This window comes from Lentzea roselyniae, from assembly GCF_039537795.1.
GTDB lineage: Bacteria > Actinomycetota > Actinomycetes > Mycobacteriales > Pseudonocardiaceae > Lentzea > Lentzea atacamensis.
On record NZ_BAABBE010000015.1, the window covers coordinates 114,380 to 139,965 of the forward strand.

Genomic DNA, 25,586 nt, shown 5'->3' on the forward strand with positions numbered 1-25,586 from the left:
GCACTCCTTGATCTGTAAGGATTTCGGCCGTGCAACTGTCAGACCCCGCGTGTAGCGTCGAGTGCGCCAGACGATCACGGGGAGTGTGGCAGCGTGACTGCGTTGCGTGACCAACCGGCGCCGGTGACGTTCACCGACCGCGCCGAGGCCGAGGCTTACGTCGCCTCGGTCTGTTTCAAGCACGGACCTCCGCGGCTGTTCGGCGTGGAGCTCGAATGGACGGTGCACCACGCGGAAGACCCAGGTCAGACCCTAGATCCACACCGGTTGGCCGCGGCTCTCGGAGACCACGCGCCACCCACCCTCGTTCCAGACAGCCCCCAGAGGCCGCTACCGAGCGGCACCCCGCTGACCGTCGAGCCGGGCGGGCAGGTCGAGATCTCGACACCTCCCTGCACCAGCCTCCCGGACCTCTTCCGAACGGTCGCTCAGGACATCTCCCACCTCACCGCCATGCTGGCGGACCAAGGTCTCGTGCTCGGCGATCGTGGCGCCGACCAGCACCGCGGGCCCACGCGCATGTTGCAGGTGCCCAGATACGCGGCGATGGAGCACGCGTTTGGCCACGTCGGTGCCGACGGCATCGCGATGATGTGCAGCACCGCCGGTCTGCAGGTGTGCCTCGACTTCGGCGAGGAGAAGCACCTCAGAGACCGGTGGGCCGCCGTGCACCAGCTCGGGCCGGTGCTGAACGCGTTGTTCGCGAACTCGCCGGGTATCGGTGGCAGGCACCAGGACTGGGCGTCGGCTCGCATGCGGACGCTCTACGGCACGGATCCCGTGCGCACCAGGCCCAGCGCTGTGTGCGCCGATCCGGCACAGGCTTATGCGAAGAGAGTCGTCGACACACCGGTGATCGTCGTGCGCGGGCCGAGTCCCAGCTGGATTCCGCCGCGAAGACTGACGTTCGCGGAGTGGATCGACGGGGCGCTCGACCGCAGCCCCACCAGTGACGACCTCGACTACCACATGACGACGATGTTCCCGCCGGTGCGGCCGCGCGGGTACATCGAGATCAGATACCTCGACACGCCCGCGCCTGGCGGGTGGATCGCGCCGAGTGCGCTGCTCGTCGCGCTGTTCAGCGACCCGTCCGTTGTGGACGGTGTGCTGGCGGCGACGGAACGGGCGGCCGGGCGGTGGCTCGTCGCCGCACGGCACGGGATGGCGGACGAACGCATCGCCAGGGCTGCCGAAGACGTTGTGGCCCTTGGTGTTGAGGCGTTGTGCCGCACCGGTCTCCCACACGACCAGATCAGCACGATCAGCCGGGAGCTTGAGGGGAAGCTGTGACAGAAGAACTCCGCGAGCACGTGGCGGAGGAACTGTTGCGTTCGCGCGCGCGTTCCACCGCATTGACCGACGCCGTCGACGAGCACGATCTCGTCCGGCAGCACTCCAAGCTGATGTCGCCGCTGGTCTGGGACCTGGCGCACATCGGCAACCAGGAGGAGCTCTGGCTCGTTCGCGACGTCGGCGGTCGCGAACCGGTCCGCAGTGACATCGACGAGTACTACGACGCGTTCAAGTACGGGCGCAGCGTCAGGCCCGAGCTGCCGCTGCTCAACCCGAAGGAAGCCCGCCAGTACGTCGGGGACGTGCGCGGCAAGGTGTTCGACGTGCTGGAGAAGGTGCCGCTGCAGGGCCGCAGGCTCGTCGAGAACGGGTTCGCGTTCGGCATGATCGTGCAGCACGAGCAGCAGCACGACGAGACGATGCTCGCCACGCACCAGCTGCGCACCGGTGAACCGGTGCTGCACGCACCCGCGCCGCCGCGCGGAAAGCTCGTTCCCGCAACGGAAGCGTTCATTCCGGGCGGACCGTTCGAAATGGGCACGTCGGACGAACCGTGGGCGTTGGACAACGAACGTCCCGCGCACACCGTCCACGTCGACGCGTTCTTCATCGACACCACACCGGTCACGAACGCCGAGTTCGCCGAGTTCGTGCTGGCCGGCGGCTACGACGACCGTCGTCTGTGGACGGAGGCGGGCTGGGAGCACCGGACGACGGCCAAGCTGGTCGCTCCGCGCTTCTGGCAGCGCGAGGGGAACTCGTTCACCCGCACCGCGTTCGGCGTGACCGAGCCGATCGTGCCGGACGAACCCGTTGTGCACGTGTGCTTCCACGAGGCGCAGGCGTACGCGACGTGGGTGGGCAAGCGACTTCCGACCGAGCCGGAGTGGGAGAAGGCCGCCCGCTTCGATCCTGAAACCGGGCGAACCCGCCGTTACCCCTGGGGCGACGGGGAACCGACGGAGCTCCACGCGAACCTCGGCCAGCGCCACCTGCGGCCGGCACCGGTCGGGGCCTACCCGGCGGGGGTGTCCGCGAGCGGTGTGCACCAGCTGATCGGTGACGTCTGGGAGTGGACCTCATCGGACTTCCACGGCTATCCGGGCTTCGAGGCCTTCCCGTACCGCGAGTACTCGGAGGTCTTTTTCGGGCCGGACTACAAGGTGCTGCGCGGTGGCTCGTTCGGCACCGACAAGTCCGCGATCCGGGCGACGTTCCGCAACTGGGACTACCCGATCAGAAGGCAGATCTTCGCCGGCTTCCGCTGCGCCAGGGACGCCTAGGCGATGTGCCGCCATCTGGCTTACCTGGGCCCCGCCGTGCCTGTGGCGGGCCTGGTCTACGACGCGCCGCACTCGCTGGAGCGCCAGTCGTACGCGCCGAAGGACATGCGGGCCGGGGGAACCGTGAACGTCGACGGCTACGGCGTCGGCTGGTTCCCCGGTCCGGTCCGGTACCGGCGCGCGGGCACGTTGTGGAGCGACCCGAACCTGCGGCAGCTGGCGTCCGCGGAGTCGACGGCCTTCCTGGCCGCGGTCCGCTCGGCGACCACCGGGATGCCCGTCGCCGACGCGGCGTGCGCGCCGTTCACCGACGGCACCTGGTTGTTCAGCCACAACGGACGCGTCGACGGCTGGCCGCACACCGTGGCCGGGCTGGCGAAGACGCTGGACGTGACCGATGTGCTCACGATGGACGCGCCGACCGACTCCGCGCTGTTGTGGACGGTGCTCAGACGCCGGCTGGAAACGGGGAAGAACCCGGCGCAAACGCTTGTTGAACTGGTGCGGGAAGTGACGGAGGCGGCGCCGAAGTCGCGCCTGAACTTCCTGCTGACCAACGGAGAAGTGCTCGTGGGGACAACTTGGACACACGCCCTGTGGGTACTCGCCAAAGGACAGAGCGTGACGCTCGCGTCCGAACCGCTTGACGACGACCCGGACTGGCGGGAGATCCCCGACCGGCACGTGGTCACCGCCGTTCCATCCACTGTGGAGGTTCGACCGATATGACCGAGCCGGTGCTGGACGTTCATCTCACGCCGGAGGACGCCGCACACGCGCTACGTGCCGACGTGCGCGCCGGGCTGACGGCAAGCCCGAAGTGGGTGTCGCCGAAGTGGTTCTACGACGCGGTGGGCAGCGCGTTGTTCGAGGACATCACGCGACTGCCCGAGTACTACCCGACGCGCGCCGAACGCGAGGTGCTCGGCGACCGCGCGAGCGAGATCGCGGCGACGACCGGGGCGCATTCGCTGGTGGAGCTGGGGTCCGGGTCGTCGGAGAAGACGCGGCTGCTGCTCAGCGCCCTTCGCGAACACGGGACGTTGCAGGAGTTCGTGCCTCAGGACGTGTCGGTGTCGGCGTTGACGGACGCGGCGCACGCGATCATGGCGGACTATCCGGGGCTGCGCGTGCACGGTGTGGTCGGCGACTTCACGCAGCACCTGTCGCTGCTGCCGGGTGAGTCACCGCGCCTGGTGGCGTTCCTGGGCGGCACGATCGGCAACCTGATCCCGGAGGAGCGGGAGAAGTTCTTCCGCACCGTCCGCGACGTGGTGCAGCCGGGGGAGTGGCTGCTGCTCGGCACGGACCTGGTGAAGGACGAGCAGACGCTGGTGCGCGCGTACGACGACGCGCAGGGTGTCACTGCGGAGTTCAACCGCAACGTGTTGAACGTGCTCAACCGCGAGGTCGGCGGCGACTTCGACGTCGAGTCGTTCGAGCACGTGGCGTTGTGGAACGCCGAGCGGGAATGGATCGAGATGCGGTTGCGCGCCAAGCGGGACATGCGGGTGACGCTCGCCGACCTCGGCCTGACCGTGGAATTCCGCGCGGGTGAGGAACTGCGGACCGAGGTGTCGGCGAAGTTCCGCGAGGGAGGCGTGCGGCGGGAGCTGGAAGACGGCGGATTTTCCTTGCACCGCTGGTGGACCGACACAGAAGGCAGGTTCGCGGTGTCGCTGGCCCGGGCTGTCTAGTGCCCTGACCGCCAGCCTTTGCCCCGTTTTTCGCCGGTCAGACGGGTGCACGAGGTGCCCTGTCGGGCGCCGGAAAACGCGGTGAAGCTGGCGGTCAGGGCACTGGGGACACAACCCTCCGATAGGCGGGTACAAACGGCGCACCGTGGGTGATGGGGTGCTTCCGTGACGTCATCACCTGCATCTGTGCGTGCCGTGCGTGCCGCGCTTGCCAGCGCGCTCGTGCTGGGCACCATCGTTTCCGGTCTGGGCACGGCGAGTGCCCAGACCGAGACCTCCGCCGTCAGACCCGCTGCCTGGGGGCAGTGCGCGGCAGGCGAACTCGCCAACCTCCCGGCCAGCGTGACCCCCGAGGAGAAGGCGCGGCTCAGCTGCGCCGTCCAGGAGGTGCCCGTCGACCACTCGCGCCCGCGAGGTGAGAAGACCGGCATCGCCATGATGAAGCGGCCCGCCAACGACCCGGCGCGCAAGATCGGCACGATCTTCCTCAACCCCGGAGGTCCCGGCGGTTCCGGCTACGTCCGCGGTGCCGTCGCGAAGAACTACTTCCAGCCTGCGGTGCTGGACCGGTTCGACATCGTCGGCTTCGACCCGCGCGGTGTGGCCCGCAGTGCCCCGTTGCGCTGCTTCCGCACGCAGGAAGAGGCGGAGGCGGTGGCGCAGGGCTGGTACGAGCTGCCCATCACCAAGGAGGAGATCGCGAGCTCGCTGCGGCAGTCCAAGGTCTACACGGACTACTGCAAGATCAACGCCGGCCCGCTGCTCAACCACATGTCGACCGAGGCCGTCGCGCGCGACCTCGACGTCCTGCGCGAGGCCGTCGGCGACAAGCAGCTCAACTTCGTCGGCTTCTCCTACGGCACGCTGCTCGGCTCGACGTACGCCAACATCTTCCCGCACCGCACGCGGGCGATGGTGATCGACGGCAACGTCGACCCGCGGCTGCGCCTGACCAACGGCACCGAGTACGACCGCCAGCGCGCGCAGGGCTTCGAGATCGCGCTCGACGCGATGCTGAAGCGCTGTGACGCGGTGGGTGCGGCCAAGTGCGCGTTCGCCGGCAACGCCCGCCAGAAGTTCGAGAACATGAAGGCCGCGCTGCGCAAGAACGGCCCGGTCGCGGTGCCGGGCGAGCCCGCCCCGGTCTCGCTGGCCACCGTCACCGGCAGGGTGGCGGGCGACCTGTACTCGGTGGCGCGGATCAACACTCTGGTGCCGTGGCTGCAGAAGGTTCACGTGGCCCTCAACCCGGCAGAGGCGTCCGCCGCGGCGCTGAGCGTTCAGTCCGCTGTGGACGTTCCCGAGCCGGCGAACAACAACGGTCGCTGGGACGTGGACGCGCTGCCGGACACCCCGTACACCGCCGACGACTCCTACTACGCGGTCAACTGCACCGACAAGCCGTTCGCGCGTACGAACCGCTTCTGGGAGCAGACGGCGAACAAGTGGGAGAAGGAGTCGCCCACGTTCGGCCGCTACCAGGCCGCGTCCGACCTGATGACGTGCCCGACCTGGCCGACGCGCCACCCGGACCGCTGGATCGGCCCGTGGAACCGCCACACGAAGAACCCGATCGTCGTGGTGGGCAACTACTACGACCCGGCGACGCAGTACCTGTTCTCGCAGCGCATGGCCAAGCAGCTCGGTAACGCGCGGCTGATCAGCGTCGACTCGTTCGGCCACTGCATCCTGGGCCGCTCGGCAGCCACCGACGCGGCCGTGGCCGCGTACCTGGTGGACCTCGTCGCGCCGGTTGACGGCTCGGTGTTCCGGCCGAACGTTCAGCCGTTCGCCTGATCGGGCTCGCGGCGGTGGCGGTGCCGGTACAGCGCCGCCACCGCCGCGCCGGCCAGGAGCACTCCGCCCGCGATCAGCCAGATCGGGGAGCTCTGCTCTTCGGTGAAACCGGTGTCCACAGGCACAGCCCTGAGCGTGGCGAACGTCTGCGCCTCGTCGCGGGGCACGAGGGTCTGACCCACGGCCACCGCACCGAGTGCGCAGACCGCGACCACGGCCAGCGTGCGTTGCTTGATCGCCGACGCGACCAGCAGCACTCCCGCACTGAGGAACGGCGTCAGCGCCGCCGAGGCCAGCGACACCAGGGCCACGGCACCGTCGACGCCGTTCTTCTTGACCCAGGCCCAGATTCCCAGTCCGAGCGTCACGGTGATCGCGATGATCGTGACCAGCAACGTCCACGGTCCCCGCTGGTCGATCAACACGAGCGCGAGAATCCCGATGCCGGTCAGGTAGCGGGCGTCCCTGCGCGGCCCGATCGCGGCGGCAGCGGCGGCGAAGAGCACGATCGGAGCCTCGAACGGCATCTGCCACACCAGCCACGGCGTACAGGGCGCCTGCGACAGCCACGCGCCAGCTGAGGCACCGGATCGCCCAGCCCAGCACGCCGGCGACGATCAGCCAGGCGGGAACGATCGGCAGTTCGAGGAAGAACCGCGTCACCTCGGGGGAGTAGAACGGATCCTCGGTGGCGTACCAGCCGGGCCGGCTGCCGCTGCAGATCGCGCTGCCGTTGAGGCAGACGGCGTCGAGGTGAGTGAAGTCGACCATCAGGAACACCGAGCGCACCGAGAGGGCGGCCAGCCCGGCGATCAGGAGCGCGACCCAGGCCGGCCGCGGTGCCACGACGACCAGCAGCACCGAGATCGCCAGCGCGGCGAAGGTGAGCGGCGGCAGCCAGTGCATCTGGTCGTTGATCAGGGAGAGAGTGACGAGCGCCGCCCCGAAGATGATCGTCCGCCAGATCACAGCAGTGCGCTCCTCACGATCAGCACCACGGCACTCGCCCCCGCCACGACCAGCATGGGGGTCCTGATGCCGCCAGCGTCGAACCTCTTGCGCAACGGCCCGGACAGCAGGAAACCCGCCACCAGGAACGGGATCAGCGCGAGCCCCGCCCACAGCTGGTGCGCGGTGACGTTACCGGTGGCGGTCAGGCCGATGATCGAGACCACCGAGCCCAGCGTGAAGAACGCCGCCAGCGTCGCCCTGACCTGCGGGCCCGACTGGTTCTGGTAGAGCAGCGCGACCATCGGGCCGCCGATCGACGTCGCCGTGCCGAACGAGCCGCTCGCGACACCGGCCGTCACGAGCGATGGCGGCGTGGGCTGCGGGCGCCAGGAGATGACAGACAGCAGCACGCACGCCAGCACCGCGGCGCCGACCACGACACCGAAGCTCTTGGGGTCGAGCGAGTCCACGATCCAGATGCCGACGACCGTGCCCGGCAGGCGGCCCAGCATCGCCCAGCCCACACCGCGCCAGTCGACGTGCCCGAACTCCCTGACCAGCGACATCATCGCGTGCGCACTGGCGACGACCAGCACGGGCACCGGCACGAGCGCCGGGTCGAGCAGCGCCAGCAGCGGCACGGCCACCAGCGCCAGGCCGAAGCCGATCAGGCCCTGCAGCAGTCCCCCCAACGCGACCACGACACCCGCCACCGCCAACAATCCCCAGGACATGGTTAGCAAGGCTACAGATCAGTGCTCGGAGGTTTTCTCTCCGTTCGCCTGGCGTTGGTGCAGGCCACCTACAGTCCGCGCCATGACTGCGTCCCGCCGCTCCTTCCTGCTCGGCACCGGTGCCACCGCTGCCGCCCTGGTCGCACCTGGTTCCGCGGCGGCTGACATCGTTGTCCAGGGCGGCAGGCCGGACCCCGAGGCGCGCCGGTTCACGCTCGCCGTGATCCCGGACACGCAGTACATGTTCGACCTGGACCGCGGCGACCCGGCACCGTTGAAGGCCACGCTGCAGTACCTGATCGACCACCAGAGGTCGGAGAACATCGTCTTCGTCAGCCACCTCGGCGACCTCGTCGAGAACGGGCGGCAGAGCGAGATCGACGACATCAGCGAACGGTTCGAGGTGCTCGACCGGCGCCGCGTCGGGTACAGCGTGCTCGCGGGCAACCACGACCTGCCGGACTCGCGCACCGACGACCAGCGCGGCCGCACGCCCTACCTGGACAGGTTCGGGCCGCAGCGGTTCCGGCACTCGCCGACGTTCCGCGGGTCGAGCGCCGACGGCTACAACACGTTCCACGTGTTCCGGGCCGCGGGCAAGGAGTGGCTGGTCCTGGCGCTGGACTGGCGCATGTCCGCCAAGGGTTTCGAGTGGGCGCGCTCGGTGCTGAAGCAACACGCCAAGCTGCCGGTCATCCTCACCACGCACGAACTGGTCTACGACGGCGGCGACGGTGTCGCGGCGATGTCCGACTACGGGCACAAGCTGTGGGACGACCTGATCAAGGGCAACGACCAGATCTTCCTGGCGCTGAACGGGCACTTCTGGCCTCCGGCACGGGCGACGCTGCGCAACGCCGCGGGCAACGACGTGCACGTGCACATCACGAACTACCAGGACCGCTACTACGGTGGCGGCGCGATGATCCGGCTCTACCACTTCGACCTCGACCGCAAGACCATCGACGTGCGCACGCTGTCGCCGTGGCTGGTGGGCAAGAGGACGCTCAACCCGCTGGAGCGCAAGGAGATCGAGCTGACCGGGCCCGTCGACCGGTTCAGCGTGCCGATCGACTTCGAGCAGCGGTTCGCCCGGTTCGACCCGCCGGTGCTGCCGTCGGCACAGCCCGCCCGCGACGTCCTGGTGCACGGCACCGTCGCGTACTGGCGGCTCGGCGAAGGGCTGAAGGACCTGTCCGGCAACGGCAACGACCTCACGCAGACCGGCACGCTGACGGCGTCGGACGACCATCACCGGTTCGCGCCGTCGCACCGGTCGCTGTTCTTCGGCAAGAGCGGCTACCTGACCACTGTGGACGGTGCGCCGCTGAACCGGCAGACGTTCGAGCGCGGTTACACGATCGAGCTGTTCCTCAAGCTGCCCAAGGACTTCAATCACCCGTGGTGCGGTCTGTTCACCAAGCTCGCGCCCGGTTCGGCGGCCGGCAAGACCGGGGACGACCCGAGCGAGCCGATCGCCACGCTGAACCTCGCCGGCGGCGGCAGCCTGCAGTGGGCGGTGTTCCCGCGCAACCTGCCGGGGCTGTCCACGAACTGGGGCCACGAGATGGACTACGAGACGTGGTGGCACGTCGCGGTGGTCAACGACGGCGTGCACACCACGATGTACGTCGACGGATCTCCCTTGCTGCGCAACCCTTCGACGCCCGCGCGCGGCATCTCGACCGCAGGCGACCCGTGGCTCGTCGGCGCCTACGCGTACAACAAGGTCGTCGAGAAGTCGTTGCACGGCTGGATCGGCGACATGCGGGTCGTGAACAGGCCGCTCGACAGGTCCGAGTTCATGCGGTCGAAGGCAGCCCGAACTTCGGGAACAGACTGAGGTCGAAGAACGACGAGACGCGCGTGATCCGGTCGTCCCGCACTTCCAGCACCTGGAGGTTGAACGGCCGGAACACACCGTCGGCATCTCTCAGGTACAGCCCGTAGGCGGGCTGGCCGTTCGCTTCCACTTCGATCATCCGCGCGCCGTGGGGGACGGCCGGGCACTGGTTCGCGAGGTGCCACGCGACCATCTCGGGACCGCGGTACCACTGCGGGTACGGCGGCATCTCCCAGACGACGTCCTCGGTGAACATGCCGATGATCGCCGGGATGTCCTTGGCCTCGAACGCCGTCATCCACCGGTCCAGCAGCTGCTTCGCGTCCGCGGGTTCGGTGACCGAGTCCTCGGTGAGGTCCTTGAGCTGCGCGTGCGCGCGTTGCAGCGCGCTGTTGACGGCCGCGACGGTCATGTCGAGCTGGTCGGCGGTCTCGGCGGCGGTCAGCCGCAGCACGTCGCGCAGGATCAGCACCGCGCGCTGCCGCGGCGGCAGGTGCTGGAGGGCGGCGACGAACGCGAGCCGGGTGGACTCGCGTTCGGTGACGATCGCGGCCGGGTCGGTCGGGAACGGCTCCAGCCACGGGATCTCGTGGTCCTGGGTCAGCGGGTCGTCCTGCGCCGAGCTCGTGGACAGCCCGAACGGCATCGGCCGGCGGGTCCGGCTGTCGAGCGCGGTGAGGCAGACGTTCGTCGCGATGCGGTACAGCCACGTTCGCACCGACGAGCGGCCCTCGAACTGGTCGTACGCCTTCCACGCGCGCAGGTACGTCTCCTGCACCAGGTCCTCGGCGTCGTGCACTGAGCCGAGCATCCGGTAGCAGTGCGCGAGCAGCTCGCGGCGGAACGGGTCCGCGACGGTCGCGAAGTCCACTGTCACGGTTGCACTCCAATCGCGTTCTGCAGCCTGTTGATGAGTGTTCGCGCGTAGTCCCTGAGCTCGGGCGGCTCGTGCACGTCGAACTCGAAACCGAGGAACATCAGGTGCCACAGGATCCGGTCGGGCGTGTCGGCGCCGGTGATCATCCGGCACGAGCTGTCGTCGATCGGTTCCAGCGACGCCGACATCGGCGAGGTGCGTTCGGCGACGGTCTCGAGCGGGGCGTGGATCGTCAGCACCGCCTGGTAGGTGTAGACGTTCGAGGAGACCTGCCGGGACACGAACTCGCCGAGGCTCTCCGCCGGCGGCCGGCGGGGCGTGCAGCGGGCGGCGAGCGTGGGCTCGGTGGTGATGCGGTCGACGCGGAACGTCCGCCAGTCTTGTTTGGACAGGTCCCAGGCGACGAGGTACCACCGGCGCCCGGTGTGCACGAGGCCTTGGGGTTCGACGAGCCGTTTCGCGGGCTCGCCTTGCGTTGGGGCGTAGGTGAACCGCAGCTGCTGGTGGTCGCGACAGGCGGCGGCGATGATCGTGAGCGTCTCCGGGTCGACCGTGGGTCCCGCGGCCGTCAGTGGAGTCGTGTGGGCCTGCAGCGCCTGCACCCGGCGGCGTAGACGGGACGGCAGGACCTGTTCGAGCTTCGTGAGCGCGCGGACCGACGTCTCCTCGATGCCCGCGATCGTGCCGTTGGCGGCGGTCCGCAGCCCTACCGCCACGGCGACCGCTTCGTCGTCGTCGAGCAGCAGCGGCGGGAGCTCCGCGCCGGCGCCGAGCTGGTAGCCGCCGGTCGCACCGGGCAGTGACGTGACGGGGTAGCCGAGGCTGCGGAGCTTGTCGACGTCGCGGCGGATCGTGCGGACGTCGACGCTGAGCCGTTCGGCGAGCTCGGGACCCGTCCAGTCGCGCCGCACCTGCAGGAGGGAGAGGAGCTTCAGCAGCCGTGCGGACGTCTCCAGCATGTGAGGGAGTCTAAGTTCCATTGCGGACAACGGCCTGTGGTGGCTAGGGTTTGCGTCATGACTGCCGGGTCGGCCTTGTGCCGTGAGCGGAACGGTTGCCCGGCCCTGACTTGATCAGGGCCCCTCCTGCCCCCGCGCTATCCGTTCTTCGGGATACGCGCACGGGAGAGGAGGTGATGCGCAATGCTCCCCAACGTTGGTGATGTCTTTTCCGGGAAGGTCGTCTCGACCGTCCCGTTCGGTTCGTTCATCGAGCACCCCGCCGGTGCACACGGGCTCCTGCACGGCAGGCAGGCCGAGGTCGGCTCGTCGGTGCAGGTGAAGGTGCTCGCGGTGGACGCCGAGCAGCAGCGGTTCAGCCTCGAGCTGGCGTGATGTGAGTGCTCGGGCAGTGAGTTCGCGTCGGTCGTCCGGTCAACCGCTCGCGCCGAATCCGGCGAAGCCCAATTCGGTGCGAGCGATTCGGCCGGACGACCGACTCGAAGGCGAGCTCACCGCCGTCTCCGAAGGAGCGGCAATCAAACACAGTGCCCTGTCCGGTGCATCTCACGGCTTGCGGTAGTCCGCGCACTCCACGATCAGACGGTCGTGGAGGGTTCTGCGATGCCCTTGTTCCTGGGGTGCCGTACCCAGCGCGCTCGCCGGGCTCGTGATGTCGTGCAGCAGCCGGTACAACACGACATCCGTTGCGGTGTAAAGCCAATCGTCCGCCTTGCCGGGCGGTGCGGCCGGCCCCAGCATGTTCTCGAACCACGCCGGGAACAGCAGGTCGTTCGCGACCGCGTCCTCGATGCGGGCGCGGATCAGCTCGCGTGCCTGGGCGACGGCCTCGTTGCCCGCCGTCTTGGCGGCGGCGTCGCCGGCGTGCTCGTTGTCGTCCGGTGCTTCCGGGCGTTGTTTGCCGACGATCGTCTGCCACTGCTCGTACTTCTTGCGCCACAACGATTCCGCGTTGGGTGGCAACGTCGTGAGCGCTTCGGCGGCGTCGATCGCCTCGTGCGCCTGCCGGTCGTACTCGGCGACGGCCCTGCGCCTGGTCTTGGCCTCCTGCGGCGTGAACGTCCTGCGCGCGTAGGCTTCCTGGCCCGCGAGGATCCTGGCGATGAGCGGTTTGCCGATCTCCGGCCAGGTGTCGAAGTCGGCCTTCCGCGTCTCGCCGGCCCGGACCTTCCTGTTGAGCGCCACCAGCAACCGCTCCAGCCGGTGCACGCTCTCCGCGAGCTCGGTGACCCTCTCGTTGGTCTTGGCGATCTTGCGCGTGGTGTCGCGGACCTGGTTGGTCGTGCTGAGCTTGTGCTGGGCGGCGTCGGTCTGGGCGTTGTCGATGCGGTCGCCGAGCGACTTGAGGTCCTTCTTGAGCCGCTCGACCTTGTCGTCCAGGGCCTTGACCGGGTCGATGTTCTTCATCGCAGAGTCCTCCACGCCCACCAGGCGACGCCCGCCAGCACGGCCAGGGAGGCCCAGCCGTTCGCCAATGGTGTCAGCACGACCGCGAGGAGGGCCGCCGCGGCCGCCGCCGTCCTCGCCCGCGGCTCCCAGATCCCGCGGCCGACGGGATCGACCAGGACCGCGGCCGCGACGGCCACCGCGAGCAGGACGGACAGCAGCGACCAGCCGTCGAACCAGCCGATCACCACGACGAGGGCCGCGATGGCGGTGCCCGCCGCGACCGCCCTGTTCGGGACGGTCAGGCGGGCCGCCTCGACGTCGCGGCGGGCGTGCATCACGGCCTCGACCTCTTTGTCGGTCTCGGCTAAGAGCGCGGGGAAGTCAGGGCTGCCGGGTCCCGCTGCCTGCAGTGCTCGTAGTGCTGTTCGCAACGCGTGCTGGCGGTCGGCCAGGCGGGCGAACGGTTCGGCTGCCATGCCCCGAAATCGTGATCAACGAGCCCCGTGGGCCGCCAGACCTGTCGCCTGAGTTGGTCCGGTTGCCGACGAACTTCCCTCAACCGGAGCAACGAGGTCCCGGATGAACGAGACGACCTCGTCCGGTGCCTCCTCGGCCATGAAGTGGCCCGCGCTGGTGGTGGTGTACCGGAGGTCGGTCGCCCACTTGCGCCAGAGCTCGGTGGGGTCGAAGCCGAGCTGACTGCCCCAGTCCTGTTGCATGACGGCTACGGGCATCGTGAGTTTCCTGCCCGCTTCGAGGTCGGCGCGGTCGTGCTCGACGTCGATGGTCGCCAGGGCGCGGAAGTCGGCGACGATCGAGGGCACGGCTTCTCGTGCGGCTTTGAGGTAGCCGGCCCTGATGTCGTCCGGGAACGGGCTCTTCGCCCACACGTCGAGGAAGTGGCCGAAGAACGCGTCGGCGCTGTTGGAGATCAGTTCCTCCGGCAGGCCTTCCGGCTGGGCCATCAGGTAGAGGTGGAAGGCCGCCGCTGCCTCGCGTCCGCGCAGCACGTCCCAGGTGTCCAGGGCCGGGACGCTGTCCAGCAGGCCGAGGTGGCTGATCCGGTCCGGGTGGTCCAGGGCGGCACGGAAGGCCACGTGCACGCCCCGGTCGTGGCCGACCAGGGCGAACGTGCCGAGTTGGAGCTCATCGGCCAGGTCGATGACGTCCTGGGCCATCGTGCGCTTGTCGTAACCGTGCCGCGGCTTGCTGCTGGCGCCGTAGCCGCGCAGGTCGGGGCAGATGACGGTGTGGTGCTCGGCGAGCTTCGGCGCGACGTGGCGCCACATCAGGTGGGTTTGCGGGAAGCCGTGCAGCAGGACGATCGGGGGGCCTTCGCCGGTGATGACGGTGTTGAGGGCGATCTCGTTCATGGGAACCAGGATCGGGCGGCCTGATCAGCAGGCGATTAGCATCCGGTTCGTGCAGATCAGGGTGCTTGGACCGGTCACGGTCATCGGCACTGATGGTCGTGTTGTGGCCGTTGGCAGCAAACGTCGTCGTGAGCTGCTCGGTCGTCTCGTGGCGGCTGGTGGGCGGGTCGTGTCGCTCAATGCGCTGATCGACGATCTCTGGGAGGACCCGCCCGCCGGAGCGGTCGGTGCGGTGCGGACGTTCGTGTCCGAGCTGCGTGCCGCTCTCGGGGCGGACGCCATCGCGACGGTCGGCCGTGGCTATGCGCTGCGGGTTGCCGAGGTGGACGCCTGGCGGCTCGAGGAGGGGTCTTTCCCGGTCAGCTGGGGCGAGCCGTACGCCGATCTCGACCCGTCGCCGTGGGTGCTGCAGGAGCGCGCTCGGCTGTTGGAGTTGCGTGCGCGCGCTCTGCTCGACCAGGGCCGTGGGGCGTCGTTGGTCGCCGAGCTTTCATCGTTCGCCGCGGCGCATCCGTGGCGGGAGAAGGCTCATGTCCTGCTGGCGCACGCGTTGTTCCAGGACGGGCGGCAGGTGGAGGCGCTGGAGGTGCTGCGCGAGGCCCGCGGCAGGCTGATGGGCCGGTTCGGGCTGGACGCGGTGCCCGATCTCGACCGCGCCGAGGAGGACATCCTCCGCCACGCCGTGACCCGGACCGGCGGATATGCCCGGTTGCGGTCCGCGAGCGTGGTCGCGGGACAGGCGGCGTTGACCGGCGGCTTGGCGCTGGCGCAGGCTCAGCGCTTCGCCGCGGTCGCCGAAGCCGAGCGGCTGGGCGATCCGCTGCTCACCGCTCGCGTTCTGACCGCCTACGACGTGCCGGCGAACTGGACCGTCAGCGACGACGCCGCCCAGGCCGCGGTGCTGGTGGAGACGGCTCGGCGCACGTTGCGGCTGCTCCCCGCGGATGCTCCGGTCGCGTTGCGGGCGCGGCTGCTCGCCGTGATCGCGCTGGAGCACCGGGGGACGCGGGATGCCCGGGCGTGGGAGGCAGCTCACGAGGCTGAGCGGCTTGCCCGCGAGCTCGGCGACCCGGCGGTGCTCGCGGTCGCTCTCAACGCGCGGTTCGTGCAGTCGTTCCAGCGGCCTGGACGATCTGCCGAGCGGGGTGCGATCGCGGATGAGCTGATCGAGGTGGCGGCCCGCCACGACCTGCCCGCGTACGAGATCCTCGGTCACCTCGTGGCGATGCAGGCGCATTCGGCTCTCGGTGCTTTCGAGGCGGCCGCGCGTCATGTGACGGCGGTCGAACAGCTGGCCGAGATCCACGAGACCCCGCTGGTGCGCGTTTTCACGCAGGGGTTCCGCGTGATGCGTGCACCGGATGAAGCCGGCTACCGCACGCTGGACCTGTCGGGCATGCCCGGCGTGGAGGCCGGGTTCCTGCCGCTGGCGTTGTTGTCGATCGGGCTTCCGCCGGATCCCTTGCTGGATTGGGGACCGTACCGGCCGTGGGCGCAGCCGCTGCTGCATCTCGCTGACGGCGACGTTGCCGCGGCTCGTCGTGCAGCGGCTGACCTGCCCACGCCGCGCGCAGACCACTTCTACGAGGTGCTTTGGACGATCACGGCGCACATCGCTCGGCGGCTCGACGATCGTGCACTGGCTGAGGCCGCGCGGGAGGCGCTCGAACCCGCTCGTGGAGAGATCGCGGGCGGCACCACGGCGATGATCGGGTTTGGAGTGATCCAGTGAGTGATCGGGTAGAGGAGTTCGACTGAGTCAGGACTTCCGGCGCGCTTCCGAAGGCCACACGACCTCGATCGGCACCCCGGAAGCCCGCGCCTGCTCCACCACGTCGGCCGTCCCGCCCCTGCCCTGCTGCGGCACCCCGTCCCACACCGCCACCAGTAACTCGACGGACGCGAGAATGCGTTCGTTGGCGGCCACGTAGGCGAGCCGCCCGGACGACATGTGCGGTAGCACGCTCACGACCGTGGCGGCTGCGCGCAACTCGTCGTACTCGGCGACCTGGTGCGGTTTGAGCTTGTCCCGGTAGTCCAGGGCGGGCAGCACCACCTCGACCTGCCCGCCGATGCCCAGCACGGCGCGGGCGAACACCTGGTCGGCGCCCGGCGCGAGGCACGTCACGCCGACCACGGGTTGCCCGAGCCGTTCCAGCACCTCGGTGATCGCGGCTTGCACGGCCGGGACGCACTCAGGCACCAGGTTCATGTGTCCGGTGATCCCGACCCGCATCACGCCGTCCGAATCGCTCTGATGGCGTCCCGTGTCTCCTGCACGGCGCGGATGTGGCGGTGCCGTGCCGCTTCCTTGGCGAAATCCTCCAGCTTGCGGAGCACGCGCCCCGAGGAGAGCTTCGCCGCTGTCGGCAGGACCTCGTTGATCAACCCGCACGCTGCCTCCGGGTCTCCCGCGACCATCTTGGTGCGCGCCAGTCCGATCACGTCGAACGCGCGGTTGCGCAGCTTCGACGGGTCTCGCAGCTCCAGCGCCCGCCGGATGTGCTGCTCGGCGAACACGGCCTGAGCCGGATCGTGCATGGCGAGGTCGCGGCACCGTGCCCCGATCACGCCCTCCAGCTCGGCCTCGTCGAAGTTGTGCAGGTAACGCGGTTCGTTGTCCGCGTCACGCTGCGAAAAACTGTCCTGGGCCAGGCCCACCGCCTGGTGGAACTCGCGGACCTTGCCCATCTGCGCGTACGCCCACGCCTCGCGCGTGAGCAGCAGCGCCTTCAACGTCGGCGTGCCCGTGCGGCGCGTGCCGTACTGACCGAGCTGCACCAGTTCGAGCCCGTCCTCCGGCCGGCCGAGGTCGAACATCTGCCGGGCCATGGCGGCCAGGCACAGCGCCGCGAAGCCGTCGTTGTGGCCGGCCTTCGCCATCCGGATGGCCAGCACGTAGTAGCGCTGGGCCGCGTTGTGCAGGCCGGCGTCGAACGACATGCTCGCCGCCACCTTGGACAGCTCGGCACCGATGAAGAACGCCCGCTCCGTCGTCGGCCCCGCAGGCGCGCGCTGCAGCCGTTCGGCCAGCTCGTCGAGCTGCCCCAGCACGGCCTTGCGCGCCAGTCCGTACCCGCCACGCCCGCCCCAGCCGCGCAGCCCGTCCGCGACGCGCTGCAGGGCTGCGAGCTCCTCCTCGCTGATCGCCGAGTGCGACGACCACTTCGACAGGTTCTGCAGGGGGTGCAACCACCGCTGCAGCGGCTCGACCAGTGCGGACCCCACCGTCACCGCGGCCGCTCCAGTGAGCGCCGCTCGTCTGCTGATCGCCAAGTCGCTCCTCGCCGTCTCCTCGACCGAACGGGCAATGCTCGTCGCCTCCCACGCAGCGGCGAGCACATCTGGCGGGCCCGTGTCGGGAGAGCCCACCTGAGCTGGGATGACGACTCGGTCGAACCACAGTCGTTCGCCGGGCACCCCGAGCACGAGCGCGAAGTGGCGCAGCCGGTCGAGCCGGTCGATCTGGTTCTCGCCCGACTCGTAACGCGAGAGCTGCGCCTGGCTGATGCCGAGCCACGCCGCCATGCGGTCCTGCGTGACCCTGCTCAGGTGCTGGGGGTGGTGCCGGTATGCGGAGATCAGCGCGCCCATGTCGCGGTCGGAGCAGGCGGCCGCGATCGCTGGGTGGTCCCAGAAGTCGGAGGGGACCTCCGGAGGGCCGTGCACGCCGGAACGAGCGTTGCGGCGGCACCGGTGACACAGCCGATCGGTGTTGTCAGCGGCGATGAACGCTCCACACGGGCAAGCGCGCCTGGATTTGGGTCTCGCGGTATCCATCGGCCTCGCCCCCGTCACTGAGCGTTTTCCAAGTGTACGGAGACGTGATCGTCAGTCCATCCATCTCATGCATAAGACGTAATGAGTTCGCGTGTCGCAGTGCCGGTACCCCCGTTGGGCGGATGAGCTTCATGCGTCCGCTGAATGAGGCTCATGCATCGGACGAGTGGTGTTGGGGCCAAGTGCGACGCACCCTGCACATCGCAGGCCGCGGGCCGATCCCCGTGGCCTGCCAGTGCCTGACCCACCACCGGGGAGGACGACCGCCGATGAGCATCACGACCGCGGAGACCGGCACAGGGAGTGCCGGGATCCCACAGAACAGGGGACACGCACGGGCGATCGGGGAAGCCGTCGCCGGCTACCGGTTGCTCGGCTGGCAGGTGACGGTCACCGAGCAGGGCGTGTTCCTACCTCTCGGACCCGCCACCACAGCGCTGGCCATGCCCGCGCGGATCGGGTCGCGCGTGCTGGCCGACCTGAAGTCGCGCATGCTCGCCGGTCCCGTCACCGTCATCCCCGGCCCGCGCGAACACTGGATCTTCCTGGCCGAGCTGGTGGCCCTGCTGCCGACGCACCTGAAGGCGCCGCCGGAGGTCCAGTTCGTGCGATCCCCGCACCGGATCGCGCTGCCACCCACGATGACCAGGTACGGATCGCTGCGGTGGGCGAACCCGCCGTCGCACTCGCGGCACTGGTTCCCGCCGTTCACCGCCGTGCTTGCGCTGGCCCGGACGGCTGCCGCGGAGGACCAGCGCCGATAATCGGCACTCGTGGATCGTCGTTCTCTGATGTTGTGTGGGCTCGCTGCCGCGTTGAGCGCCTGTGGCGAGCCCGCCCCTCGCAAGACGGGTGGTGTGGGGACCGCCAGGCCGGGGGATCGCGTGGCTTCCGCTGCCTCGGTACCCGTCGGCGGTGGCGTGCTGGTCGACATGCCCGGCAACGCCCAGCTGCTGGTCGTGCAGCCTCGATCGGGTGAATTCCGCGCCTTCAACCCCGCTTGCCCTCATGTGGGCTCGCTGGTCAACCCTCCCGCCGGTGGTGTCATCACCTGCCCGTTGCACGGGAGCGTTTTCGATGTCTCGTCTGGCGCGGTCCGCAAAGGACCTGCGACTTCGGGGCTGAGGGAGGTCGCCGTCGCTCGTTCGGGTGAGGATCTGGTGCTCGCCTGAGACCTGTGAGGTTGCTGTGCATCGGGCTTCTGGCTGAACTCTCACTGACCGGTTCGCGTAATGCTGTGGTGTGACCCCGGACACCCACCACCACGGAGGAACGGTCGTGAACACCGAAAGCCCGGTCAGCAGGCGCATGGCGTTGTGCGGAATCGTGGTTGCCCTCGCCGTGCCGAGTGGCCTTGTGACCGCGTGCGGTTCATCGGGTTCTTCAGGCTCTGGCTCGACAGGCACCGGTTCGACGCCCACGCAGGGTGGCTCGACGCCGACCGGATCCACCGGTTCCAGCAGTGGCAAACCGCTCGTCGCGCTGGCTGACGTCCCCGAGGGCGGCGGCGCGGTCGTGGACGGCCCGGGCGGCACGAAGATCGTGGTCGCGCGCGTCTCCGCCACCGAGGTGAAGGCGTACGACGCGTCGTGCCCGCACCAGGGTTCGACGGTCGCGGAACCTTCCGGCGGCACGATCACGTGTCCCTCGCACGGCAGCCAGTTCGCCGCTGCCGACGGCAAGGTGAAGAAGGGACCCGCGACGTCAGGACTGCGCGCGGTCGGCGTGCGCGTCGAAGGCGACCAGATCGTGCTGACCTGACCCTTTCAGTTTTTGTCAGACCGCGTCGTTAGTCTTGACGGCGTGGCAGATCCCTCGACGTATCGCCCCGCTGTGGGCACGATTCCTGAGGCTCCCGGCGTCTACAAGTTCCGCGACGCCGGTGGCCGGGTCGTGTACGTCGGCAAGGCGAAGAGCTTGCGCAGCAGGCTGAACTCGTACTTCGCGGATCTGGCCGGCCTGCACCCGCGCACCCGCCAGATGGTGACGACCGCCGCCTCCGTCGAGTGGACGGTCGTCACCACCGAGGTCGAGGCGTTGCAGCTCGAATACAACTGGATCAAGGAGTTCGACCCGCGGTTCAACGTCCGCTACCGCGACGACAAGTCGTATCCGGTCCTCGCCGTGACGCTGTTCGAGGACTACCCGCGGCTGCACGTGTATCGCGGCCCGCGCAAGAAGGGCGTGCGCTACTTCGGCCCGTTCGCGCACGCGTGGGCCATCCGCGAGACCTTGGACCTGCTGCTGCGCGTCTTCCCTGCGCGCACCTGCTCCGCTGGCGTCTTCAAGCGGCACAACCAGATCGGGCGCCCCTGCCTGCTCGGCTACATCGACAAGTGCTCGGCCCCTTGTGTGGGCAAGGTTTCCGCGGACGAGCACCGCGCGATCGTCGAGGACTTCTGCGACTTCCTGGCGGGCAAGACGGATCACATGATCCGCCGCCTGGAACGCGAGATGACGCTGGCCGCGGAAGAGCTGGAGTTCGAACGCGCGGCGAGACTGCGCGACGACCTCGGCGCGTTGCGCCGTGCCATGGAAAAGCAGGCGGTCGTCCTGGGCGACGGCACGGACGCCGACGTGATGGCGTTCGCCCAGGACGAGCTGGAGGTCTCGGTCCAGGTCTTCCACGTCCGCGGCGGCCGGGTGCGCGGCCAGCGCGGCTGGGTCCTCGACAAGGTGGAGGCGATCGACGACGCCGCCCTGGTCGACCAGTTCATCATGCAGTTCTACGGCGACAACACGGAAAGCACCCCGCGCGAGGTCCTCGTCCCCGTCCTGCCCGACGACGCCGCGGCCCTGGAAGACCTGCTCTCCGAACAACGCGGCTCCCGCGTAGCGCTGCGCGTCCCCCAGCGAGGCGACAAACGCGCCCTGATGGAAACCGTGGCCCGCAACGCCGCCGAAGCCTTCGCCCAGCACAAACTCCGCCGCGCCGGCGACCTGACCGCCCGCTCGGTAGCCCTGCAAGAACTCCAGGACGCCCTGGCGCTCGACACGGCCCCGCTGCGCATCGAGTGCGTCGACATCAGTCACGTCCAGGGCACCGACGTCGTGGCCTCCCTGGTCGTCTTCGAAGACGGCCTGGCCCGCAAATCCGAATACCGCCGCTTCGCCATCCGCGAGGCCGCCACAGAAGGCGACGTGGCCTCCATCGCCGAGGTCGTCCGCCGCCGCTTCCAAGCGATGCTCCGCGAAACCGCGTCCGGCGGCCCCAACCCGGGCATCGACCCGGACACCGGCAAACCCCGCAAGTTCGCCTACCCGCCCAACCTCCTGGTGGTGGACGGCGCCGCCCCCCAAGCCGCCGCGGCAGCCGACGTCCTGGCCGAGCTGGGCATCCAGGACGTGGCCGTGGTGGGCCTCGCCAAGCGCCTCGAAGAGGTCTGGGTCCCGGGCGAGCCCGACCCGGTGATCCTCCCGCGCACGAGCGACGCCCTGTACCTGCTGCAGCGAGTCCGCGACGAGGCCCACCGCTTCGCCATCGCCTACCACCGCCAGAAACGCTCGAAGCGCATGATCGCGTCCGAACTCGACGGTGTCCCGGGCCTCGGCGAAACCCGCAAAGCCGCGCTGCTCAAGCACTTCGGCTCGGTCCGCAAACTCCGCCAGGCCACAGTGGACGAAATCAGTGACGTCCCAGGCGTGGGTCGCCGCACCGCCGAGGCCGTGGTGGCGAGCCTTGCGGCGGGCGCGACCACCTCGGCTGCTGCCCCGGTTGCCCCGGCGAGCGTCCCGGCAGCTGCTCCGGGTGCTCCGGCGACCGCACCGGCAGCTGCTCCGGCGGCCCCGGCAGCCGCACCGGTGGCCCCGGCAGTCGGCCCGGTTGCTCCAGCGACCGCCCCGGCGGCCGAGGGCAAATCTTGACCGGCTCTTCGCTTCCCGGCCGCGCGTTGACCGAAGACGCGGGCCGGCGAACCCTGCCTCCGGAAGTCGCTTCGATCCTGGGGGCTCTGCAGGCCTCGCCACGGCTGGTGGCGCATCACGGTGCGGTGCACGGTGTGGCGTGCCGGCTGACGGGTGGGCTGGGCCGCGCCGTGCCGGGCGCCGTCGCTGGGCCGGTTTCCCGGTCGAGCTGCTCGATCACGGGGTGACCGGCGTGCACAACCCGCCTGGCCGTCGCGTGGTGGCTGGCCGCTGTGCCCCGCCCGGCAGCTGTGTGGTGGCTGGCCGCTGTGCTCCGCCTGGCCGTCGTGTGCTGGCCAGCCGTTGTGCCCCGCTCGGCCCTCGCGCGCTGACTGACCCTCGCGCGCTGACCGCCCGCTTTGCTGTGGCTGCCCGCCGTGCCCCGATCGACCGCCGTGTTGTGACCGGCCGGCGTGCCCCGATCGTCCGTCGCGCGACGACCGCCCACCACGACCGCCCACCACGTCCGACTCACCGGTGCGGCGCAAACCTCGTTCGTCACACCGATCACGCACTCCTGCGCCACCCTCCATGGCACAAGCTGCTCGCCCCTCCCTCCCCTTCCTTCTGTCGCGGCGAAGACGACCATGTTTTCCGGACATCAACCAGACGACGACAAGCGTGAATCGGGACAAGGTTCACCCGCCCGAGTGGCGGGCGCGCCCATGGCACGTAGCGTCTCAAGTGCTGAACCTGCCACGCGCAAGGGCCGTTCCGGTGGAGACTCACACCGGGCCGCGCCGGTAAGCGGTGCGACCCGGCGGACGTGGCCAAGCGCAAAGGGCCGTCCCTCAACATGAAGACTTGCCCAAACGAGAGCGGACGCAGCGTTCGCTCATGAACAGGTAACGGAGTCGTAGTCGTGAACGCGGAGAAGTCCGGCATCGAAGTCGCCGTGGTGACCGGGCTGTCCGGTGCGGGCCGCAGCACAGCGGCCAAGTGCCTGGAGGATCTCGGCTGGTTCGTCGTGGACAACCTGCCCCCGGAACTCATCGCCACCATGGTCGAGCTCGGCGCGCAGGCGCGTGGGGCCATCACCAGGGTCGCTGTCGTCATGGACGTGCGCAGCCGTGCGTTCACCGAGGACCTGGCGGCCATCATCAAGGACCTCGACGCTCGCGGGTACAAGCCGCGCGTGCTCTTCCTCGAGGCGACTGACGCCGTGCTGATCCGGCGGTTCGAGGCGGTGCGGCGCGGTCATCCCATGCAGGGGGACGGGCGGTTGCAGGACGGCATCGAGGCCGAGCGGATCCTGCTCACGCCGCTCAAGCAGGAGGCGGACCTGGTGCTCGACACCAGCGCGCTGAGTGTCCACCAGCTGCGGGCCAAGATCGAGGACACGTTCGGCACCGAGGCCGCGACCCGTACGCGGGTCACCGTGCTCAGCTTCGGCTACAAGTACGGGTTGCCGATGGACGCGGACCTCGTCATGGACGTGCGGTTCCTGCCCAACCCGTTCTGGATCCCGGAGCTGCGCGAGCAGACGGGGCTGGACGGTGAGGTGCGCAACTACGTGCTGTCGCAGGAGGGCGCGGACGAGTTCCTCGACCGGTATCACGAGCTGCTGAGGCTCATCGGCGCCGGGTATCGGCGTGAAGGGAAGCGGTACCTGACGCTCGCCGTCGGGTGCACCGGTGGCAAGCACCGCAGTGTGGCGCTGTCGGAGGAGCTCGCGGCTCGGCTCGCGAGTGAGGACGGCATGGCGGTCAAGGTCGTGCACAGGGATCTGGGACGCGAGTGACGAAGTTGAAGGCTGTTGCTCTGGGTGGCGGGCACGGGTTGCACGCGACGCTGACGGCGCTCAAGCGGATCACCGTCGACGTGACGGCCGTGGTGACCGTCGCGGACGACGGGGGGTCGTCGGGGCGGTTGCGGCGGGAGATCTCCGGGCTGTTGCCGCCGGGGGACCTGCGCAAGGCCATGGCGGCGCTTGCGGGGGAGGACGACGAGAGCAGGCTGTGGACGTCGCTGTTCCGGCACCGGTTCGGTGGGACCGGTGCGCTTGCCGGGCACGCGGTCGGCAACCTGGTGCTCGCCGGGCTGCTCGAGCAGCTCGGCGATCCCGTCAAGGTGCTCGAACACGCCTCCAAGCTGCTCGGGGTCCGGGGGCGGGTGCTGCCGATGTCCAACGAACCCCTCGACATCGAGGCGGACGTGACCGGGCTCGACGAGGACGTGAACGACGTGCGGCGGATCCGGGGGCAGGTCGCCATCGCGACCACGCCCGGGCTCGTGCGGCGCATCCGGTTGACTGCCCCGAACGGGCGACCTGTCGGCTGTCCGGAAGCGGTGCAGGCTGTACTTGACGCCGATCTCGTGCTACTCGGGCCCGGATCGTGGTTCACCAGCGTGTTGCCGCATCTGCTCGTGCCGGAACTGCACGACGCGCTGGTGCGCACGCGTGCCAGGAAGGCGCTGGTGCTCAATCTTGTCCCCCAACCGGGGGAAACTGCCGGTTTCTCTCCAGAGCGCCATTTGGACGTAGTCTGCGAACACGCACCTGAGCTGAAGGTGGACGCGGTGATCGCCGACGTCGACTCGGTCCCCACCCCGGACCGGCTGACGCGAGCCGCCTCGGCACTGGGCGCGCGGACGCATCTGGCCAGGATCGCCGCACCGGACGCCGTCGAGCGACATGATCCGGAGGCACTGGCCGGTTGCCTGAGGCAGGTGGTCGATGAGACCGGAATGGGAGGGACAAGCCCGTGGCGATGACGTCGGCGGTCAAGGACGAGCTGAGCAGGCTCGCGGTATCCAAGACCTGTTGCCGCCGCGCGGAGGTGTCCTCCCTGCTCAGGTTCGCCGGCGGCCTGCACATCGTGTCCGGCCGCGTGGTCGTCGAGGCGGAGCTCGACCTCGGCTCGGCCGCGCGCAGGCTGCTCAAGGAGATCCAGGCGCTCTACGGTCACCACGCCGAGGTCTTCACCATCCAGTCCAACGGGCTGCGCAAGGGCACGCGCTACGTCGTGCGCGTGGTCAAGGACGGCGAGGGGCTCGCCCGCCAGACGGGTCTGCTGGACCCGCGCGGGCGCCCGGTCCGCGGTCTGCCCGCGCCGGTCGTGTCGGGTGGCGTGTGCGACGCGGAGGCCGCCTGGCGCGGTGCGTTCCTCGCGCACGGCTCGCTGACCGAACCCGGCCGCAGCTCGTCGCTGGAGATCACCTGCCCCGGTCCGGAGGCGGCGCTGGCGCTCGTCGGCGCGGCGCGCCGGATGGGCATCTCGTCGAAGTCCCGCGAGGTCCGCGGGGCCGAGCGCGTGGTGATAAGGGACGGCGACGCCATCGGCGCCATGCTGACCAAGCTCGGCGCGCACGACAGCGTGCTCGCGTGGGAAGAGCGCCGGATGCGGCGTGAGGTCCGTGCGACGGCCAACCGGCTCGCCAACTTCGACGACGCGAACCTGCGCCGCTCGGCCCGTGCCGCGGTCGCGGCGGCGGCGAGGGTGGCGCGGGCGCTGGAGATCCTCGGCCCGGAGGCTCCTGATCACCTGGCCGCCGCCGGGCAGCTGCGTCTCGCGCACCGCCAGGCGTCGCTGGAGGAGCTGGGCCAGCTGTCCGACCCGCAGATGACCAAGGACGCGGTGGCCGGCCGGATCCGGCGGCTGCTGGCCATGGCGGACAAGCGCGCCAAGGACCTCGGGCTGCCGGACACGGAGTCGGCGGTCACGGCGGAGATGCTCGAAGCCGAGGTCTGACGACGACGATCA

The 25,586-nt window shown here is 69.6% G+C and carries 24 protein-coding genes; 15 read left to right on the top strand and 9 right to left on the bottom strand.

All coding sequences use genetic code 11. The annotated features are described in order from the left end of the window. Positions 1-93 precede the first annotated feature (93 nt). The 5 genes from ABFX45_RS26505 (at position 94) to ABFX45_RS26525 (ending at position 6,073) form a co-directional block, all read left to right on the top strand. Complete coding sequence (locus tag ABFX45_RS26505) at positions 94-1,293, top strand: glutamate-cysteine ligase family protein (protein WP_346132637.1); 1,200 nt, start codon at positions 94-96, stop codon at positions 1,291-1,293. Beyond that, a complete protein-coding gene (gene egtB, locus ABFX45_RS26510) occupies positions 1,290-2,579 on the top strand; it encodes an ergothioneine biosynthesis protein EgtB (RefSeq protein WP_109637844.1) in 1,290 nt (429 codons plus the stop codon). The genes ABFX45_RS26505 and egtB overlap by 4 nt, the downstream gene beginning before the upstream one ends. Positions 2,580-2,582: 3 nt before the next feature. After that, positions 2,583-3,308, top strand: coding sequence for an ergothioneine biosynthesis protein EgtC (egtC, locus tag ABFX45_RS26515; RefSeq protein WP_346132639.1), 726 nt, complete (start codon positions 2,583-2,585; stop codon positions 3,306-3,308). Next, positions 3,305-4,276: an L-histidine N(alpha)-methyltransferase gene (egtD, locus tag ABFX45_RS26520; protein ID WP_346132641.1), complete on the top strand. Its 972-nt coding sequence runs from the start codon at positions 3,305-3,307 to the stop codon at positions 4,274-4,276. Before egtC ends, egtD begins: the two co-directional genes overlap by 4 nt. A 186-nt stretch (positions 4,277-4,462) precedes the next feature. Further along, positions 4,463-6,073: an alpha/beta fold hydrolase gene (locus ABFX45_RS26525; RefSeq protein WP_346132643.1), complete on the top strand. Its 1,611-nt coding sequence runs from the start codon at positions 4,463-4,465 to the stop codon at positions 6,071-6,073. Here ABFX45_RS26525 and ABFX45_RS26530 read toward each other — a convergent pair. Beyond that, entirely contained in the window at positions 6,058-6,600 is a 543-nt protein-coding gene (locus ABFX45_RS26530; RefSeq protein WP_346132645.1) for an ABC transporter permease family protein, read from the bottom strand. The genes ABFX45_RS26525 and ABFX45_RS26530 overlap by 16 nt on opposite strands. A 438-nt stretch (positions 6,601-7,038) precedes the next feature. After that, the gene (locus ABFX45_RS26535) at positions 7,039-7,758 is read right to left on the bottom strand and encodes a TSUP family transporter (RefSeq protein WP_346132647.1); all 720 of its coding nucleotides are present in this window, start codon (positions 7,756-7,758) and stop codon (positions 7,039-7,041) included. A gap of 82 nt (positions 7,759-7,840) precedes the next feature. Between ABFX45_RS26535 and ABFX45_RS26540 the strand changes: the two genes are divergently transcribed. Beyond that, entirely contained in the window at positions 7,841-9,601 is a 1,761-nt protein-coding gene (locus tag ABFX45_RS26540; protein WP_346132649.1) for a LamG-like jellyroll fold domain-containing protein, read from the top strand. Here the strand turns inward: ABFX45_RS26540 and ABFX45_RS26545 are convergent. Both ABFX45_RS26545 and ABFX45_RS26550 read right to left on the bottom strand, forming a co-directional pair. Then, complete coding sequence (locus ABFX45_RS26545; protein ID WP_346132651.1) at positions 9,561-10,478, bottom strand: sigma-70 family RNA polymerase sigma factor; 918 nt, start codon at positions 10,476-10,478, stop codon at positions 9,561-9,563. The genes ABFX45_RS26540 and ABFX45_RS26545 overlap by 41 nt on opposite strands. Further along, on the bottom strand, positions 10,475-11,437 hold the full coding sequence (locus ABFX45_RS26550; protein ID WP_346132653.1) for a helix-turn-helix transcriptional regulator: 963 nt from the start codon (positions 11,435-11,437) through the stop codon (positions 10,475-10,477). The genes ABFX45_RS26545 and ABFX45_RS26550 overlap by 4 nt, the downstream gene beginning before the upstream one ends. 183 nt (positions 11,438-11,620) lie before the next feature. Here ABFX45_RS26550 and ABFX45_RS26555 point away from each other — a divergent pair, with 183 nt between their 5' ends. Continuing rightward, positions 11,621-11,812, top strand: coding sequence for a S1 RNA-binding domain-containing protein (locus ABFX45_RS26555; protein ID WP_109637851.1), 192 nt, complete (start codon positions 11,621-11,623; stop codon positions 11,810-11,812). Positions 11,813-11,983: 171 nt separating this feature from the next. Here the strand turns inward: ABFX45_RS26555 and ABFX45_RS26560 are convergent, their stop codons facing one another. From ABFX45_RS26560 to ABFX45_RS26570, 3 genes are read right to left on the bottom strand one after another with little or no spacing between them, the layout of a single operon-like run. Next, complete coding sequence (locus tag ABFX45_RS26560) at positions 11,984-12,844, bottom strand: hypothetical protein (RefSeq protein ID WP_211337401.1); 861 nt, start codon at positions 12,842-12,844, stop codon at positions 11,984-11,986. Next, complete coding sequence (locus ABFX45_RS26565) at positions 12,841-13,302, bottom strand: hypothetical protein (protein ID WP_109637852.1); 462 nt, start codon at positions 13,300-13,302, stop codon at positions 12,841-12,843. The genes ABFX45_RS26560 and ABFX45_RS26565 overlap by 4 nt, the downstream gene beginning before the upstream one ends. Positions 13,303-13,317: 15 nt before the next feature. Further along, complete coding sequence (locus ABFX45_RS26570; RefSeq protein WP_346132656.1) at positions 13,318-14,199, bottom strand: alpha/beta fold hydrolase; 882 nt, start codon at positions 14,197-14,199, stop codon at positions 13,318-13,320. A 49-nt stretch (positions 14,200-14,248) separates the two neighbouring features. Between ABFX45_RS26570 and ABFX45_RS26575 the strand changes: the two genes are divergently transcribed. After that, positions 14,249-15,931 (top strand): AfsR/SARP family transcriptional regulator, encoded by a 1,683-nt coding sequence (locus ABFX45_RS26575; protein ID WP_346132658.1) that lies wholly within the window; start codon positions 14,249-14,251, stop codon positions 15,929-15,931. A 27-nt stretch (positions 15,932-15,958) separates the two neighbouring features. Here the strand turns inward: ABFX45_RS26575 and ABFX45_RS26580 are convergent, their stop codons facing one another. Together ABFX45_RS26580 and ABFX45_RS26585 are read right to left on the bottom strand one after the other, a co-directional pair. Continuing rightward, a complete protein-coding gene (locus ABFX45_RS26580) occupies positions 15,959-16,411 on the bottom strand; it encodes a hypothetical protein (protein WP_233439620.1) in 453 nt (150 codons plus the stop codon). Positions 16,412-16,434: 23 nt separating this feature from the next. Continuing rightward, positions 16,435-17,868 carry a helix-turn-helix domain-containing protein gene (locus ABFX45_RS26585; RefSeq protein WP_233439621.1) on the bottom strand — a complete coding sequence of 478 codons (1,434 nt, stop codon included), beginning with the start codon at positions 17,866-17,868 and terminating at the stop codon, positions 16,435-16,437. Positions 17,869-18,248: 380 nt separating this feature from the next. Here ABFX45_RS26585 and ABFX45_RS26590 point away from each other — a divergent pair, with 380 nt between their 5' ends. From ABFX45_RS26590 to whiA, 7 genes are all read left to right on the top strand, one after another. Further along, positions 18,249-18,743 (top strand): hypothetical protein, encoded by a 495-nt coding sequence (locus ABFX45_RS26590; protein WP_109637855.1) that lies wholly within the window; start codon positions 18,249-18,251, stop codon positions 18,741-18,743. Between the two features lie 120 nt (positions 18,744-18,863). Continuing rightward, entirely contained in the window at positions 18,864-19,151 is a 288-nt protein-coding gene (locus ABFX45_RS26595; RefSeq protein WP_346132661.1) for a Rieske (2Fe-2S) protein, read from the top strand. Between the two features lie 106 nt (positions 19,152-19,257). Then, positions 19,258-19,740, top strand: coding sequence for a Rieske (2Fe-2S) protein (locus ABFX45_RS26600; protein WP_346132663.1), 483 nt, complete (start codon positions 19,258-19,260; stop codon positions 19,738-19,740). Positions 19,741-19,782: 42 nt separating this feature from the next. Next, positions 19,783-21,843, top strand: coding sequence for an excinuclease ABC subunit UvrC (uvrC, locus tag ABFX45_RS26605; RefSeq protein ID WP_346132664.1), 2,061 nt, complete (start codon positions 19,783-19,785; stop codon positions 21,841-21,843). A 922-nt stretch (positions 21,844-22,765) separates the two neighbouring features. Then, positions 22,766-23,623, top strand: a complete 858-nt coding sequence (rapZ, locus tag ABFX45_RS26610) for an RNase adapter RapZ (protein ID WP_428834193.1) — start codon at positions 22,766-22,768, stop codon at positions 23,621-23,623. Positions 23,624-23,628: 5 nt separating this feature from the next. Next, on the top strand, positions 23,629-24,597 hold the full coding sequence (locus ABFX45_RS26615; RefSeq protein ID WP_346132749.1) for a gluconeogenesis factor YvcK family protein: 969 nt from the start codon (positions 23,629-23,631) through the stop codon (positions 24,595-24,597). Further along, positions 24,588-25,574: a DNA-binding protein WhiA gene (gene whiA / locus ABFX45_RS26620; protein WP_109637858.1), complete on the top strand. Its 987-nt coding sequence runs from the start codon at positions 24,588-24,590 to the stop codon at positions 25,572-25,574. The genes ABFX45_RS26615 and whiA overlap by 10 nt, the downstream gene beginning before the upstream one ends. Positions 25,575-25,586: the final 12 nt, after the last annotated feature.